Below are 15,910 nucleotides of genomic sequence, written 5' to 3'. Positions count from 1 at the left end.
ATGTGGATTGAGGTGATTCATGCTAAATGACTTTCCATGGTTACAACCCGTTTGGGATAACCTCAAAACAAGTTTGGATTCAGAACGAGTTCCAGGTGCACTGTTATTACAAAGTGAGAAAGGCTTAGCCGTTGAAAAGTTGGTTGAGCTCTTTAGTCATTCACTTTTATGTCAAAACTACACCAGTGAAGCGTGTGGGTTCTGCCATAGCTGCCAGTTGATTCAGTCAAACAGCCACCCTGACTTACACTGGGTCAAACCAGAGAAGGAAGGGAAATCCATTACCGTTGAGCAGATTCGAGCATGCAATCGTCTTGCGCATGAATCGTCTCAGCTAAATGGCTATCGTGTGTTTATCATTGAACCTGCGGATGCGATGAACGAATCAGCGTCGAACGCGTTGCTCAAAACACTCGAAGAACCTGGGCAGAAGTGCTTGTTCTTGCTTGTCACGCATAATCAAGAGCGATTGCTTCCAACCATTCAGAGCCGTTGCCAGCAGTGGGTAGTTACGCCACCTTCAACAGAACAAGCAATGACTTGGATGAGCGAGCGGGGCACCTCGAAAGTGCCGCCGTACGCACTCAAGCTAAACATGGGGTCCCCCATAAACACACTAGAAGCGGTAAAAAACGGTGAGCTTGATGAGTACCAAGTGTTTGAGCGCTGCTTTATAGAGACTTTGTCTTCTCCGGTTTCTGATGTGTTTCAATGTGCGTCCTTAATGGCTAAGAACCCGGACAAAACATTGGATTGGGCTTGGCACTTGTTAGCGGATGCACAAAAAGCGCAATTTGGTGTGGTCGAAGTGGACCAACTTCCGGGGGCTGATAAGTTTCCTCCGAGCAACTACAACGACTTATACTCAGCAGCACAAAAATTGCTCGAATTAAAGGCTCAAATGCAAACCTTCCCAGGCTTAAACCTTGAGCTACTTTCTATGAATTGGTTAATTGAATCACGAGAGGCATTATGTTCGTAGATTCGCACTGTCATTTAGACAAATTGAATTACGATGATCTTCACATCAACGTTGAAGACGTTATTAATAAAGCAAAGCAAGCGAATGTCACAGAGCTTCTATCGGTTGGCGTAACGCTGGACTCGTTTCCTAAGATGCTGGAGTTGATCACATCTTATGAGAATGTTTATGCTTCTTGTGGTGTTCATCCACTCGATGTGGAAAGCGCGTTTTCATTAGAAATGCTACACCAACATGCGTCGCACGAAAAGGTGGTGGCGATTGGTGAAACGGGCTTGGATTATCACTACAAGCCAGAGACAGCAGCACTGCAAAAAGAACGTTTTGAGCAGCAAGTTGACTTAGCTGTCGAATTGAACAAGCCACTTATCATCCACACTCGTAATGCACGAGAAGATACATTAGAAATTCTTCGTAACGGTGGTGCCGAAAAATGTGGTGGCGTGATCCACTGTTTTACTGAAGATCTAGCATTTGCAGAAGCGGCGCTTGATTTAGGCTTCTACATATCAATTTCAGGTATTGTGACCTTCCGCCAAGCAACAGAACTAAAAGAAGTTGTGAAAGCTCTACCACTAGAGAAGTTGCTTATTGAGACGGACTCGCCGTATTTGGCTCCTGTTCCTCACCGCGGAAAAGAAAACCAACCAGCTTATGTAGTGGAAGTTGCGGCCTATATTGCGCAGCTAAAAGGGTGTGCTTTATCCGAGGTCGGGCAAAAAACCACCGAAAACTTCCGAAATCTTTTTTTGCGTTAGAAATCATTAAATAGTTTAAAAAAGGGGCGTAAGCCCCTTTTTTGTTGATTAAAGCAACAAAACCACTAATTAATTTAATGTTTACTAAAAATGTTGATTTACTGAAGGCCTAAACCTACAAATGTAATTTTGTTACTAAAAATAACATCGTGGTTTATTTTATTTACGCAGTGAAATTAATTTTATAGATATAAAACTAATTAAAAAACAAGGCTTTAGGTGCGGTGCAAACCTTTTCATTAGCTCGTTTTTCATGTGATCTAAGACTTGTTTTGAAACTAAATTTCGTAACTGTGTGGAAAGTTTGAGGGTCATCAATATATATTTAGAGCCGGAAAATATAATGCAACGTGTGGTTACATTTTCATTGGGTGCTAACATTTAGGCTACGGGGGTGTGCCGTTAGTGCCCAAATAATACTTATAATTTATCAGGAGCATAAACATGTTTAAGAACCTTTTTGCAAACCTGCAAAAAGTTGGTAAAGCTCTGATGCTACCAGTATCAGTGTTACCAGTCGCAGGTATCCTACTAGGTGTTGGTGCTGCCCACCTAAGCTTCATTCCAGAGATCGTTTCGAACCTAATGGAACAAGCTGGTGGCTCAGTATTCGGCCAAATGGCACTTCTATTTGCTGTTGGTGTAGCACTTGGCTTCACAAACAACGACGGTGTAGCAGGTCTTGCTGCAATCGTTGGTTACGGCATCATGACAGCTACACTAGGTGTTATGGCTGGCATCATGGGTGTTGAGAAAATCGATACAGGTGTACTAGGTGGTATCCTTGTCGGTGGTGTTGCTGCTTGGGCATTCAACCGTTTCTTCAAAATCCAACTTCCAGAGTACCTTGGCTTCTTCGCTGGTAAGCGTGCTGTGCCAATCATCACTGGTTTCGCTGCGATTATCCTAGCGGTAGTACTTTCTGTTGTTTGGCCTCCAATCGGCGGTGCAATCTCTGCATTCTCTGACTGGGCTGCGCATCAAAACCCACAACTAGCGTTTGGTATCTACGGCGTTGTTGAGCGTTCTCTAATCCCATTCGGTCTACACCACGTTTGGAACGTACCATTCTTCTTCGAAGCAGGTACTTGTGTGAACGCTGCTGGTGAAACTCAAAACGGCGTACTAACTTGTTACCTAGTTGCTGATGAAGCATCTCGTGCTGCTGGTAATGGCTTCGGTCAGCTAGCGGGTGGTTACATGTTCAAGATGTTCGGTCTACCAGCTGCAGCAATCGCTATTGCTCACTGTGCTAAACCAGAAAACCGCGCGAAAGTAATGGGTATCATGGCGTCAGCTGCACTGACTTCATTCCTAACTGGTATTACAGAGCCAATCGAATTCTCATTCCTATTCGTTGCTCCACTACTATACGGTATCCACGCTCTACTAGCTGGTTCTGCATACGTTGTTGCTAACACTCTAGGCTTCGTACACGGTACTTCATTCTCTCACGGTCTGATCGACTTCCTAGTTCTATCTGGTAACGCTCAGAAGATGGGTCTAATGATTGCTGTAGGTCTAGTTTACGCTGCAATCTACTACGTAGTATTCCGTACTGTAATCACAGCACTTGATCTGAAAACTCCTGGTCGTGAAGATGAATCTGAAGATGCAGTAGCAGCTACTGGTTCTGACATGGCAGGTGAGCTTGTTGCAGCATTCGGCGGCAAAGCTAACATCACAGGTCTAGACGCATGTATCACTCGTCTACGTGTTGCAGTTGCTGACACAGCAGCAGTTGACCAAGACAAGCTAAAACAACTAGGCGCTGCTGGTGTTGTAGTTGTAGCAGGTGGTGTTCAGGCTATCTTCGGTACTAAGTCTGACAACCTGAAAACTGAAATGGATGAGTGGATTCGTAACCACGGCTAATCTCAGTCATTCATAAAAAAGGAGGCTTCGGCCTCCTTTTTGCTTTCTGTATCTTTCCCCTCATACCCCTCAGTATTTATTCTTCTCCAATCTCCAATCTCCAATCTCCAATCTCCAATCTTTTTCTCACTAGCACTTACTTTTGGTGTTTTAGCCGTGATCTCACGCTCATCCTTACGTTCGTGGCTTTTTTCGTACGTCATTCTTACTCATTACTGACACAACAAAATGACATCATGTTTGAATTATGCACGCTGTTTTTTAAGTGGGGGAAGGCTGTGAAAAAGCGAATTTTATTGGCGGCAACAATGCTGCCGAGTGCCGTAATGGCGGCGGACGGAGCAAAGAATTTTTCTGTTGGTATGGCGGTTGATCAAGAGCTTAGCGTTGTCGTTGAAATTGATGACAAGTACCGCGGTATTATTGGTAATGATGGTATGGCGTTTGATTACATAGCGAAGCGCGGCACATTTGATCAAAGCATGCCATTAACTTGGTATGTCGGTGTTGGTGGTTGGTACGAGTGGGATGATGAGTTCGGTGTCCGTGTTCCGCTCGGCTTGAACTGGGATTTATCTAAAGGCTGGGATCTGTACGCCCAAGTTCATCCGGAGATAGATTTTTATAAAGGACCAGATTTACAAATCGGTGGGGCGCTTGGTATCAAGTACAATTTCTAATGGATACCAAAATGCCGGCACTGAGCCGGCATTCTGTTTTTTGAACCCTAATTTTTCTGGCAGTTAGCCTTACTGCTGTTTATTCATTGCTCGTTTGATGCATACCGCAGCGCCACCCCAAGTGATGCCAAGTCCGATAACCATCATGATGATTGCACTTGTAGTCATTATGCTTTCTCCTTGCTTGCTACGTTAATCAATACACCAGACACAAATAGTGCGGCGATCATTGCCCAACCAAGAGTTAGGTCGTAGCCACCGTAACCTTCTGTTAGAAGCGTATACAGCTTTGTTGTTAGGATAACGGCTAGCATGATAGGTGTGATAAAACGTAAACAGACTTCAAACCATTGACCAACCGAGAAATCAGAGCGCTCATTCACATAGCTATGAACTTCAGGGACTCGTTTTAGCAACCAAGTCATCAACACGATTTCAACTAGGCCACCAGCCATGATGCCGATGTTATTGGCAAAGTGGTCGACTAAGTCCAATAGAAGTAAACCGCCGTTGGTTGCAAATGCCATTGAGACAATAAAACCAGTGCCAATGACTACGTTTGCGGCTTTCTTACGGCTCCACTTTAGCTTGTCAATAACCGCAGATGTTACCGCTTCCATAATCGAAATATGTGAACTCAAGCCAGCAATAACCAATGCAAAGAAAAACAGTGGACCAAGAATATAAGGAGCTGGTAGCAGGTTAATTGCCGCAGGTAACGTTACAAACGCTAAGCCTACGCCTGCTGATACCACTTCTGTAAGCGGTTTCCCTTGCTCTTGAGCCATGTAACCCAATACAGAGAAAATCATGATACCAGCAAGGATAGAGAAGCCACAGTTGATCAAAACTGTCATGAAAGCGTTATTGGTGATGTCTGATTTCTCTGGCAAGTAGCTAGAGTAAGCCAGCATAATGGCAAAGCCGATACTCAGTGTGAAGAAGATTTGCCCGTATGCTGCTGCCCAAACCTTCACATCCCAAATCTTGCTGAAGTCCGGTTCGAACATGTAGTTCACACCGTCTAGTGCGCCTGGAAGAAAAATCATACGTCCAATTAGGAAGAGCACCATGATGAACAATACCGGCATCATGATCTTAGAGGCGCGTTCGATACCCGACTTAACACCGCTAACGATAGCAATATAGGTAATTGCCCAAGCTATCAGCATAGAGAGTGCGATCTTCCATTGAATGCTGCCCAAGTTCGTCGGTGAGTTATCACCAAGCTTTAGGTATTCACTAAAGAAGAAAGCATTGGTATCGGACCCCCAACTTTGGGTAAACGACATGCCAAAGTAAGAGATTGCCCAGCCAATAACTGCCACATAATAAACGGCGATAACAGCGGCTACACCAACTTGGAACCAGCCTAGCCATTCAAACTTTGAATGGATTTTTGCCAGTGTCTTAGGTGCAGAACCACGGTATTTTTGGCCCATGCTGAACTCTAGGATCATGAATGGAATACCCGCTGTGATCATGGCGAAAAGGTAAGGAATAAAAAAGGCACCGCCACCGTTTTCATAGGCCATGTATGGGAAACGCCAGATGTTACCCAAACCGATGGCTGAACCGACTGCGGCTAAGATGAATCCCGCACGGGATCCCCATTGTTCTCGCTTCATATTTGACTCCTGTACGACTCCCTAAGGAATGAAGCTCTTCTCGGCAATGAGCAAAACCAGTAGAACAAAGGACAACTGTTATCCGTCAGCTTTCTATCCGATATTCGGTGTTGGTATAAAATTCAGGTGTTTTGCTTTGCGTTGCCTAACAAGAAATAGAATTAAATGCTTTAAATTTTGATATGTGTTTGCAAAAGCTGAAATATTCTTCTGCTTTCTGTCTTCAGACTAACTTTTTACATTATTTAGCGCAATAGATTCTAAATGTTAATGAAGATATTTTATCTGGTTTAAATATTGTTGATTAATCGTTTTGTAGGCTATTAGATCGAGGGGGAGGGTATCTTGTGAAATAAAATTGTGTTTGCTGGGTGTGATTTTGGTCAAATAATCTGTTTTTTAATATTAGGGCGTATCGCTATGTTCCCTACGCCCAATAGATGATTTTCCGTTAAAAGCCTTAACTAGAAGCGGAAGGTAAAACCAATATTTGATTGGAATTGGTTCATCCAGTCGGTTTCAAACTTGATTACACAGTTGGAACCGTCATCTGGCAGTACACACGCTCCGGACGTATCGTTATCAACAACAGTTCCAAGCCAACGGACTTGTGCTGTTAAGGCAAATTCCGGTGATATCGCGTATTCCATGCCTAAAAAAGCCGTGGCCGAAAACCCATATTTCGTATCAGCCCAATCTACATCGGTATAAGCGGCGCCTAAACCAATACCTAGCTGTGAAGACCAACCTTGGCTGATAGGGTACAAGATGCTGCTCTGAAAATGGAGATAGTGAAAATCAGAATTATTATTGACTCGCTCTAATTCTGTAGACTGGTAAGAGTAGAATAGACCCAATCGTCCATTCTCAAATGGCGTTTCAACAGCAAGTGCGTAGTTTGGTGATGGTTCAATGTCAAATTTAGCGCCGTCCTCATCTTCAACATTTCCGCCGCCGGTAAAACCTATATAGGGAGTAATTATAACTTCTGCATGGCAGCTGATACTGCCCAGCAATAATGCACTCCCAATTAGCCACTTGATATTGTTCTTCATCTTGCTATCTCCCTATAGTAACTAGATTAATTGTGATGCCTTAGCCAAAATTGTGCGACTAAATTAGCCATTTCTTGAACATAATTCACACTGGTGTTATTAATTTGTTACAACAACAGGAGGTGTCTATGGAACACGATCTCAAATCTGCCCTACTCATTGTCGTAACAGTCTTTGCTGTCTTACTTACATTCGGCATCATAGCGATTACGACAGCTTAACCTAAGAGGTTGAGCCTATGATACGCAACAGCGGTATTATCACAGACAGCCACATAGAGCTTGAATTCTCAGTTTATGAGCACTATTGGCAAGGGAAAACAGCTTTGGTTGCACAAGGTGGCGGCCAGAGAGGGATTTTTACCGCTGGTGTGTTGGATGCATTTCTACTCTCCAACTTCGATCCTTTCGATGAATTTTATGGTACTTCCGCGGGTGCCCTCAACTTGTGTGCGTTTTTATGTCGTCAGCATGGGATGGGAAAAGCGTTTATTACCGATCTCACGACTTCAACAGAATTCTTTAACTTATTCGGATATATCCGTAAGAAGCAGTACTTAGGGCTCGAATGGGCGTTAGAACGTATCCAAGAATACCCATATAAACTCGATCTCGATTTGGGACACCGCTCTCTTGGTCATCGAAGGGCATTTGCTGCGGTCACCGATACGCATTCTTTATCTGACCGTTATTTACCTATGCTAGGAAAACGCTGGTTCGAAACCATGATCGCGACTTGTGCGATTCCCAAGCTATATCAAGGAATCGTTAACATTGATGGCTCACAGTATGTGGACGGTGGGGTTTCTGCTTCCATTCCGGTGCAAGAAGCTTGGCGTCAAAATGCCCGCAATATCATTGTGATAAGGACTGAGCCATTCTCTCCGGCTCAAGCTAAAGAGAGTGAAACTGGTCAACATGTTGAGTGGTATCGAGAGTCATTCAATTCAGTTCAAGATACTTGGCAGCAGCGAGTTGAGCAATGGAAAGAAGATTGGAGCAGCTTTTTACAGCAGAAAGTGGCGGCTGCTCATCAAACTAAAATGCCGGGACATAAGTTATTAAACGGTGGGCGTTGGTTGTTTGGTGCAGATAACCTATATCGCCTGAGTCATTTGATTGGTGAGCACTTTGACTCTGGCCTCGCAGACATGTTGATGATTCATTATCAGACATACGAGTTGACCCAAGAGTTTTTAGCGAACCCACCCGATGACACGTTTATTTTGCAAGTGGCTCCAAAAGAGGAATTGAGGGCGTCTTCACTGTTGAGTGAGCCCGAGGATTTGGAGCACGACTATCAACTGGGACTTCAAGCTGGGTTCAACTTAATCAGCCTCTATGATGAACTCAAATCGGATGGTTTGGAAAGGGCTTAAAATAGGCTCAATACTCGCTGAGAATATTGAGCCTAGCGAGAGGTGAGCCCTAAGCCGATAAGATTCGCATACAGTTCGTTGAACCTACCACGTCCATTACATCGCCTTGGGTAATAATCACTAAATCACCTTCGTGTAGCAGGCCTTGCTCTTTGAGAGTCTCAATCGCAGCATGTGCTGTTGTAAGCCCGACATCACCCTTGGAATCAAAGTATACTGGCGTTACCCCTCTGTATAACGCTGCGCGGTTGAGGGTCGATTCATTTCGCGAAAGAGCAAATATCGGCAGACCAGAGCTTAATCGAGACATCATCAATGCTGTTCGGCCAGATTCGGTCAATGCGATCATCGCTTTGATGCCTTCCATATGGTTGGCAGCATACATCGTCGACATTGAAATGGTTTCTTCAGCCGTTTCAAAAGTTCGGTCTAAGCGGTAACTAGAGTGATTTGCTTCTGACATCTTCTCAGCACCCATGCACACCTCGGCCATGGATTTAACCGTCTCTACCGGGTAGAGGCCTGCTGCTGTCTCTCCCGATAGCATAACGGCATCTGTTCCATCTAATACTGCGTTGGCTACGTCCATGACTTCAGCACGTGTTGGCATTGGGTTTGCCATCATCGATTCCATCATTTGGGTTGCTGTAATGACAAGTCGGTTTAGGCTACGAGCACGGCGAATAAGTTTCTTTTGTACGCCAATCAGTTCTGGGTCTCCGATCTCTACACCGAGGTCACCACGTGCAACCATTACTACATCAGAAGCCTTGATAATGTCATCAATAGAGTCATTGCTTGCGACAGTTTCGGCACGCTCGACCTTAGCGACCAATTTTGCTTCCAATCCTGCGTCTCGTGCGAGTCGACGGGCATAGTGCATATCCTCCCCATTACGAGGGAAAGATATTGCTAAGTAATCGACTTTGATCTCCGCAGCCGTCAATATATCGGCTTTGTCTTTATCCGTAAGGGCATCGGCAGATAAGCCACCACCTTTTTTATTGATGCCCTTATTGTTCGAAAGAGGGCCACCTACGGTCACTCGAGTGTGGACTTTATTACCTTCAACTTTCGTTACCTGTAGTTGTACACGGCCATCGTCCAATAAAAGAATGTCATTAGTGGTGACATCTTGTGGAAGCTCTTTGTAATCAAGTCCAACAGCTTCTTGGTTACCTTCGCCTCTTGGGAGATCGCTGTCTAAGGTAAATTTGTCACCCACGGCCAGAGTGATTTTCCCTTCTTTAAACGTGGATACGCGGATTTTGGGGCCTTGAAGATCTCCTAAAATAGCAACTTGTCGCCCGAGTCTTGCCGCTATCGCTCTTACTTTTTCAGCTCTGAGTTTGTGGTCTTCGCTGGTGCCGTGAGAAAAGTTCATACGGACGACGTTTGCGCCAGCTTTGATGATATCCTCTAGGACGTTGTCTTTATCTGTAGAAGGGCCAAGTGTTGTAACGATTTTTGTTCTTCTTAGTGTTGAAGTCATAAATTCTCCGAGGAATGCGATGTAGGGACGAGATAAGTATATGCACAGTCTTTAGCTATTGTTCATTTTTAGCGCAAAGCTCTGTAGAAACACCATGCTTCAGACTTTGGTTCCTAGTTTGAGGAAAAAAATAAGTGTCTTGCCATTCAATTTATCAGCAGTTGATTTTCTGTTATTTGATTGAATACACAAACAAACATGTTTATACGTGACGCTTGTCACGGGGATCTATCAATTCACTTCACAATTACTTCGCAAAGTAAAAAAATTACCGAGTTATAGAATTTCGGAGTGCAAGATGTACATGGCTCAACCGGGCCATATTGATCATATCAAACAGGTCAATGCTGGTCGTGTATACAAACTAATTGACCTAAAGGGTCCAATTTCTCGAATTGATTTATCCAAGCAAAGTGAGCTTGCGCCTGCGAGTATCACAAAGATCACTCGAGAACTAATTGAAGCCCACCTTATCCATGAGACGACGGTGCAAGAAGCTACGAGCCGTGGACGTCCGGCGGTAGGTTTGCAGGTCAATAATGAAGGTTGGCAGTTCTTGTCGATGCGTTTAGGCCGAGGCTATTTGACGATTGCACTTCATGAACTGGGCGGTGATGTTCTTATCGATACCAAAATCGATATCCATGAGCGTGATCAAGACGACGTGCTTGAACGCTTGCTTTACGAAATTGATGAATTTTTTCAAACTTATGCCGATCAGCTTGATCGCGTGACTAGTATTGCTATTACACTTCCTGGCCTCGTGAATTCAGAACAGGGAATTGTATTGCAAATGCCGCATTACAATGTTGAAAACCTAGCGCTTGGTCCTGAAATCTACAAAGCGACGGGGCTACCAGTCTTCATTGCTAACGATACGCGAGCTTGGGCGCTAGCTGAAAAGCTGTTTGGTCACTCACAAGAGAACGATAACTCGGTTCTTATCTCTATCCACCACGGACTCGGAGCAGGCATCATCCTTGATGGACGAGTACTGCAAGGTCGTCACGGAAACATCGGTGAACTCGGACATATCCAAATCGACCCGAATGGGAAGCGCTGTCATTGCGGTAACATTGGCTGTCTAGAAACGGTAGCAAGTTCGCAAGCTATCCGTGAAGAAGTGGTGAGCCGTATTGCGGATGGTGAGCCGTCTATTCTTGCTGAACAGGAAGAGATGAGTATTGAAAGCATCTGTGAGGCGGCTGCAAACGGAGATCCGCTAGCCGTTGATGTGATTGAAAAGCTTGGCCGTTATTTAGGTTCAGCTATCGCTATCGTAATCAATCTTTTCAACCCTGAAAAGATTCTAATCGGTGGGGTTATCAATCAAGCAAAAGATGTGCTTTATCCTTCGGTTCGTCGCTGTATTGAAGAGCAAAGCCTTCCTGTTTACCACCAAGATCTTGAATTAGTCGAGTCTCGCTTCTATAAACAGGCAACAATGCCTGGTGCTGCGCTAATTAAACAAGCCCTTTATGACGGTCAATTGCTGATGAAGGTGATTGAAGGTTAATCCTTTTTTCGTAGGTTTAGTGAGATAGCTACACCTACGAAACCGTGTTCATTGCTATATTCTCTCCATTCATGTAATTTCCTCTAATTATCAAGGCAACTTAACTTTTTCTCATTTGAGCCGATATTGTAAGAAAGTTGCTTGTCATTTTTTAAGGTAGTAGGAAGTCGTATGTCTGGAGTTTTAAATACCGTTGATCAGCGTACAAATTTAGTAGGTGAGAACCGACTGGAATTATTGTTGTTTACTTTAAACAGTCGACAATTGTTTGCTATTAACGTCTTTAAAGTAAAAGAAGTGATTAAGCTACCTCCGCTAACCAAGCTTCCTGGCTCACATTACAATATTCGTGGTGTTGCTTCTTTACGTGGAGAAGCCGTTCCAGTTATCGATTTACGTCAGTCTATTGGTTTTCCTCCTCTGCGTGGTGATGCTGAGGAAGAGAACTTGATTATTACCGAGTACAACCGCTCTATTCAGGGCTTTTTAGTTGGTCCTGTACGCAATATCATCAATACGGCTTGGACCGAAATTCAACCGCCACCGAAGACTTCAGGGCGTTCAAATTACTTAACTGCGATTACCCAAGTCAAAGAAGGGGATGGTTCGCAGATCGTAGAAATCATAGATGTTGAAAAGGTTTTAGCTGAAATCATTCATTATGATGTGACGATCTCTGAAGGTATTTTGGATCAGAATCTTGTTCAAGAAATGGTGGGTCGTAATATTCTGATTGTGGATGATTCTTCTACAGCTCGAAACCAGGTTAGGGACACCTTGTCTCAGCTTGGTCTAAATATCATCGAATGCTGTGATGGCCTTGAAGCCTTAACTTTGTTAAAGCGTTGGTGTGACGAAGGTAAGGAAGTGTCTAAAGAGCTACTTATGATGATTACCGACGCAGAAATGCCAGAGATGGACGGATATAAGTTGACTCACGAAGTTCGTACCGACCCACGCATGTCCGATCTATTTGTTACTCTGAATACGTCATTAAGTGGCAGTTTCAATGAGGCAATGGTGCAAAAAGTAGGTTGTGATCGCTTTATTTCAAAGTTCCAACCCGATTTGTTGGTAGAAGTTGCCCAAGAGCGTTTACGTCAAGTCGTTTATCCTGAGGGATAAAGTACAGTTACAATTTACCGTATTAGCTGTTGTGATTAATCGCCCTGCTTTTGCTATGCTTTAGTTACATATTTTTTACAATGAAATATGTAAGGTATACCACGTCACTTTTCACCTACTAACATAGGGCCGTTCCTTTTAATGATATGGCTAACATCTAAAGTCGTTATGACTTTATCTTTGTTACTGTATAGGGAATACAAGAAAAAGCGTACGGAAGCGGAAGCTGATAATTAATTCAGCGGATTTGAGAAGGGAGGGCTAACCTCCCTTTTTTTGTCTAGCCTTTACTTTAGTGGCACAGCTCTTAAGGTGTTATTTCTTAATGGAAATCACGCGATTTACTTTTTAGCTCGGCAAGATTGTGTGTGTAGTCGATGAGCTTCCCTGCGATTACGTGCGTCACTTCTCCTTCTCGTTCTAGAATACCTTTGACCATCAATACTTTTGAGGTGAGATAAGCCTGCTTTTGAGCACGCGCGGTTGCTCGCCATACCACCACATTAATGTTGCCCGTATCGTCTTCTAAAGTGAAAAAGGTCACACCTGCTGCCGTGCCAGGAGATTGTCTGCCAGTGACGACGCCGACGACCGTTACTAAAGATTTGTGCTCTTTTTCTACCAGCTGCTTCATCCGAGTAAAGCGTGGTAACTTGCCTGCCTCTTCCAGCAAAGTAATCGGGTGGCGACTTAGCGATAGTCCGGTACTGGCGTAATCTTCTATCAAACTCTCGTATTCAGAAGGCTGAGCTTGGTAACTCATCACTGGCTCTTCCACATGAGTGAACAAGGGTAAGTCTGATAACGAATCCATCGCTGCCCAACGTGCGTTATAGCGATTGCCAGAAAGGATCTGAAATGCATTGGCAGAGGCGAGTAATTCAATATCGCGGCGGTTTCTTAAGATTTGTTTTACCTCTTGGATACTGCGATAGCCAGTTTTTGGTCGGCGCTCGACCAGTCGAGAAGCACTCTCTTGGTTAAACCCTTTCACTAATCGAAGCCCCAGTTGAACACCAAAGCGACCATTAGGACGCTGAACCAAATGATGCTGATACGAAGAGTGATTAATGCAAACAGGCAGCACTTCCACGCCATGTCGGCGAGCATCTTGCACCAGTTGAGAAGGGCTATAAAACCCCATCGGTTGGCTATTAAGTAGGGCTGTATAGAACTCAGCCGGGTAATAGAATTTTAACCACGCGGAGCAGTAAGCCAGCACCGCGAAAGAGGCGGAGTGACTTTCTGGGAAGCCATACTCACCAAAGCCGCAGATTTGGTCGAAGATGCGCTCTGCAAATTCCAAGTCATAACCGCGCTCACGCATCCCGTCGATAAGCTTTGGCTTGAACTTGGCGAGATCGCCGTTCTTTTTCCATGATGCCATTGCTCGTCGAAGTTGGTCGGCTTCTCCGCCACTGAACCCTGCCGCTACCATCGCGAGTTTGATCACTTGCTCTTGGAAAATCGGCACGCCCATAGTGCGCTCTAGTACGCTTTTTACTTCTTCCGATGGGTAACTGATCGGTTCTTCACCGTTGCGCCTTTTTAGAAACGGATGCACCATATCACCTTGGATTGGGCCCGGACGGACAATAGCAATCTGTACGACTAAGTCGTAGTAACGTGCAGGCTTTAAGCGTGGCAGCATGCTCATTTGTGCGCGAGACTCAATTTGAAACACACCAACGGTGTCCGCTTTTTGGATCATACGGTATACGTGTGGATCATCTTGTAAGCGCGTGATCTCGGCAATCGACAGGGATCGCTGGTGGTGTTTCTCAACCAATTGAAAGCATTTACGGATCGCGTTTAACATGCCCAGTGCCAGTACATCGACTTTCAGTAACTTTAAGCTTTCTAAATCATCTTTATCCCATTGAATAATCGTACGATCTTCCATTGAGGCATTTTCGACAGGCACCAGTTCATACAAAGGGCCTGATGAAATCACAAAGCCGCCCACGTGCTGAGATAAATGGCGCGGAAAGCCGATGATCTCGTTCACCAGCTGGATAAACTGTTGGCCTTTTAACGACTCTGGTTGCAGCCCTAATTCGATGATTTGTGCTTGCCAACCTTGGCTGCGATCACGTCGATTAACGTTTTTGATGAAGAAGTCCAATTGTGTTTCTTCAATCCCCAGCGCTTTACCTACTTCACGCGCGGCGCTTTTAAAGCGATAGCTGATAACGGTGGCTGCTAAAGCGGCACGCTCGCGTCCGTACTTCTTGTAGATATATTGAATCACTTCCTCACGGCGCTCGTGTTCAAAGTCGACATCAATGTCTGGCGGCTCTTTTCGCTCTCGGCTAATAAAGCGTTCGAACAGAACTGAGATTTGCCTAGGGTCGACGGCGGTGATTTCTAAGCAGTAACACACCACCGAGTTTGCCGCAGAGCCTCGTCCTTGATAGAGAATGCCTTGCTGCTTAGCGAACATTACAATGTCGTGAATGGTGAGAAAGTAATAGTGATATTGTAGCTCTTCAATAAGGGCTAATTCATTCTCGATGGTTTGATGAATGTCTGTGGGTACGCCTTCTGGAAAGCGCAATTTTTTACCATGCTCGACCAACATTCGCAGATAAGAGGTAGGGGTGTAACCGTTTGGAATCAGTTCGGTTGGGTATTCGTATTTTAGATCTGAGAGATTGAAGTCGCACAAGTCCGCAATGTGGGCGCTTTCAACTAACCATTCGGATTTGTAAATTCGAGAGAGTTTATTTAATGGGCGCAGCGCTCTCTCGGCATTGGATAAACGGCCAAAGCCCAACTTGTCGACGCTACAACCATGCTTAACTGCTGTCAGGACATGTTGCAATGGTAAACGCTCAACAGCATGCATCAAGACGCCACCACAAGCGGTAATCGGCAATTGAAACTCGTTTGCCAGTAACTCACAGTGTGTGGTGTAGGCGTCATCATCGCCACCTAAATGGCGCTGAATCGCGACCCATAAGCGATGAGCGTGATGCTGCTGGAGCCAACGTCCCCAATAATGGTCATTCTCCTGATGAGTCGGAAGCCATAACACAAGGCAGTGACGAATTGACATTAAGTCCCATTCAGATAACTGATAGCTGCCTTTCTCGCTGCGGCGTCTCGCATTGGTGATGATCCGGCACAGCTCAGCGTAAGCTTTACGGCAGGGGCAAAGTAGTACCACTTGGCACTCGCCATTGAGCCAAAACATGCTGCCGACAATTTGTTTGATGTCGAGTTTATGTTGCTCGATGGTCGCATGGGCTTTCACTACGCCCGCAACCGAGCACTCATCGGTGATCGCAATGGCTTGATAGCGATAAAATGCCGCCTGCAACACCAACTCTTCTGCATGAGAAGCGCCGGTGAGAAAGGAGAAGTTGGACTGACAAAACAGTTCTGCGTAACTCATAACGACCTAACAAAAATAACCGTC

Annotated in this window: 14 protein-coding genes; 8 read left to right on the top strand and 6 right to left on the bottom strand. The window is 44.8% G+C overall.

The annotated features are described in order from the left end of the window. Positions 1 to 19: 19 nt before the first annotated feature. From B853_RS09795 to ptsG, 3 genes are all read left to right on the top strand, one after another. On the top strand, positions 20 to 982 hold the full coding sequence (locus B853_RS09795) for a DNA polymerase III subunit delta' (protein ID WP_038887073.1): 963 nt from the start codon (positions 20 to 22) through the stop codon (positions 980 to 982). Continuing rightward, the gene (locus B853_RS09790; protein WP_128826868.1) at positions 973 to 1,740 is read left to right on the top strand and encodes a TatD family hydrolase; all 768 of its coding nucleotides are present in this window, start codon (positions 973 to 975) and stop codon (positions 1,738 to 1,740) included. The genes B853_RS09795 and B853_RS09790 overlap by 10 nt, the downstream gene beginning before the upstream one ends. Before the next feature lie 444 nt (positions 1,741 to 2,184). After that, complete coding sequence (ptsG, locus tag B853_RS09785; protein WP_038882767.1) at positions 2,185 to 3,615, top strand: PTS glucose transporter subunit IIBC; 1,431 nt, start codon at positions 2,185 to 2,187, stop codon at positions 3,613 to 3,615. Positions 3,616 to 3,617: 2 nt separating this feature from the next. Here ptsG and B853_RS09780 read toward each other — a convergent pair whose 3' ends face one another. Further along, a complete protein-coding gene (locus B853_RS09780; RefSeq protein ID WP_038882769.1) occupies positions 3,618 to 3,818 on the bottom strand; it encodes a hypothetical protein in 201 nt (66 codons plus the stop codon). Positions 3,819 to 3,893: 75 nt separating this feature from the next. Here B853_RS09780 and B853_RS09775 point away from each other — a divergent pair, with 75 nt between their 5' ends. After that, the gene (locus B853_RS09775; RefSeq protein ID WP_038882771.1) at positions 3,894 to 4,295 is read left to right on the top strand and encodes a hypothetical protein; all 402 of its coding nucleotides are present in this window, start codon (positions 3,894 to 3,896) and stop codon (positions 4,293 to 4,295) included. Positions 4,296 to 4,364: 69 nt separating this feature from the next. Here B853_RS09775 and B853_RS09770 read toward each other — a convergent pair whose 3' ends face one another. The 3 genes from B853_RS09770 to B853_RS09760 all read right to left on the bottom strand — a co-directional run bounded on the left by B853_RS09770 (position 4,365) and on the right by B853_RS09760 (position 6,978). Then, positions 4,365 to 4,463, bottom strand: a complete 99-nt coding sequence (locus B853_RS09770) for a MetS family NSS transporter small subunit (RefSeq protein ID WP_005536518.1) — start codon at positions 4,461 to 4,463, stop codon at positions 4,365 to 4,367. Next, positions 4,463 to 5,923, bottom strand: a complete 1,461-nt coding sequence (locus B853_RS09765; RefSeq protein ID WP_038882772.1) for a sodium-dependent transporter — start codon at positions 5,921 to 5,923, stop codon at positions 4,463 to 4,465. Before B853_RS09765 ends, B853_RS09770 begins: the two co-directional genes overlap by 1 nt. Positions 5,924 to 6,387: 464 nt before the next feature. Then, the gene (locus B853_RS09760; protein ID WP_038882773.1) at positions 6,388 to 6,978 is read right to left on the bottom strand and encodes an outer membrane beta-barrel domain protein; all 591 of its coding nucleotides are present in this window, start codon (positions 6,976 to 6,978) and stop codon (positions 6,388 to 6,390) included. 128 nt (positions 6,979 to 7,106) lie between these two features. On the opposite strand from B853_RS09760, the gene cydH reads away from it, so the two are divergent. Together cydH and B853_RS09750 are read left to right on the top strand one after the other, a co-directional pair. Further along, positions 7,107 to 7,199: a cytochrome bd-I oxidase subunit CydH gene (gene cydH, locus B853_RS09755; RefSeq protein ID WP_010449255.1), complete on the top strand. Its 93-nt coding sequence runs from the start codon at positions 7,107 to 7,109 to the stop codon at positions 7,197 to 7,199. A 17-nt stretch (positions 7,200 to 7,216) separates the two neighbouring features. Then, complete coding sequence (locus B853_RS09750; RefSeq protein ID WP_038882774.1) at positions 7,217 to 8,356, top strand: patatin-like phospholipase family protein; 1,140 nt, start codon at positions 7,217 to 7,219, stop codon at positions 8,354 to 8,356. Between the two features lie 49 nt (positions 8,357 to 8,405). Here B853_RS09750 and pyk read toward each other — a convergent pair whose 3' ends face one another. Next, positions 8,406 to 9,848 carry a pyruvate kinase gene (gene pyk / locus B853_RS09745; protein ID WP_010449250.1) on the bottom strand — a complete coding sequence of 481 codons (1,443 nt, stop codon included), beginning with the start codon at positions 9,846 to 9,848 and terminating at the stop codon, positions 8,406 to 8,408. Positions 9,849 to 10,146: 298 nt separating this feature from the next. Between pyk and mlc the strand changes: the two genes are divergently transcribed. Together mlc and B853_RS09735 are read left to right on the top strand one after the other, a co-directional pair. Further along, the gene (mlc, locus tag B853_RS09740; protein ID WP_010449249.1) at positions 10,147 to 11,364 is read left to right on the top strand and encodes a sugar metabolism global transcriptional regulator Mlc; all 1,218 of its coding nucleotides are present in this window, start codon (positions 10,147 to 10,149) and stop codon (positions 11,362 to 11,364) included. 171 nt (positions 11,365 to 11,535) lie between these two features. Next, complete coding sequence (locus tag B853_RS09735) at positions 11,536 to 12,489, top strand: chemotaxis protein CheV (protein WP_010449247.1); 954 nt, start codon at positions 11,536 to 11,538, stop codon at positions 12,487 to 12,489. A gap of 322 nt (positions 12,490 to 12,811) precedes the next feature. Here the strand turns inward: B853_RS09735 and B853_RS09730 are convergent, their stop codons facing one another. Next, a complete protein-coding gene (locus B853_RS09730; RefSeq protein ID WP_038882775.1) occupies positions 12,812 to 15,886 on the bottom strand; it encodes an error-prone DNA polymerase in 3,075 nt (1,024 codons plus the stop codon). Positions 15,887 to 15,910: the final 24 nt, after the last annotated feature.

Origin of the sequence: Vibrio rotiferianus CAIM 577 = LMG 21460, assembly GCF_002741985.1 — a bacterium.
In the GTDB taxonomy this organism is placed as follows: Bacteria; Pseudomonadota; Gammaproteobacteria; order Enterobacterales; family Vibrionaceae; genus Vibrio; species Vibrio rotiferianus.
The sequence above is the reverse complement of the archived record's forward strand: the minus strand, read 5'-3'. Positions and strand labels throughout refer to the sequence as shown.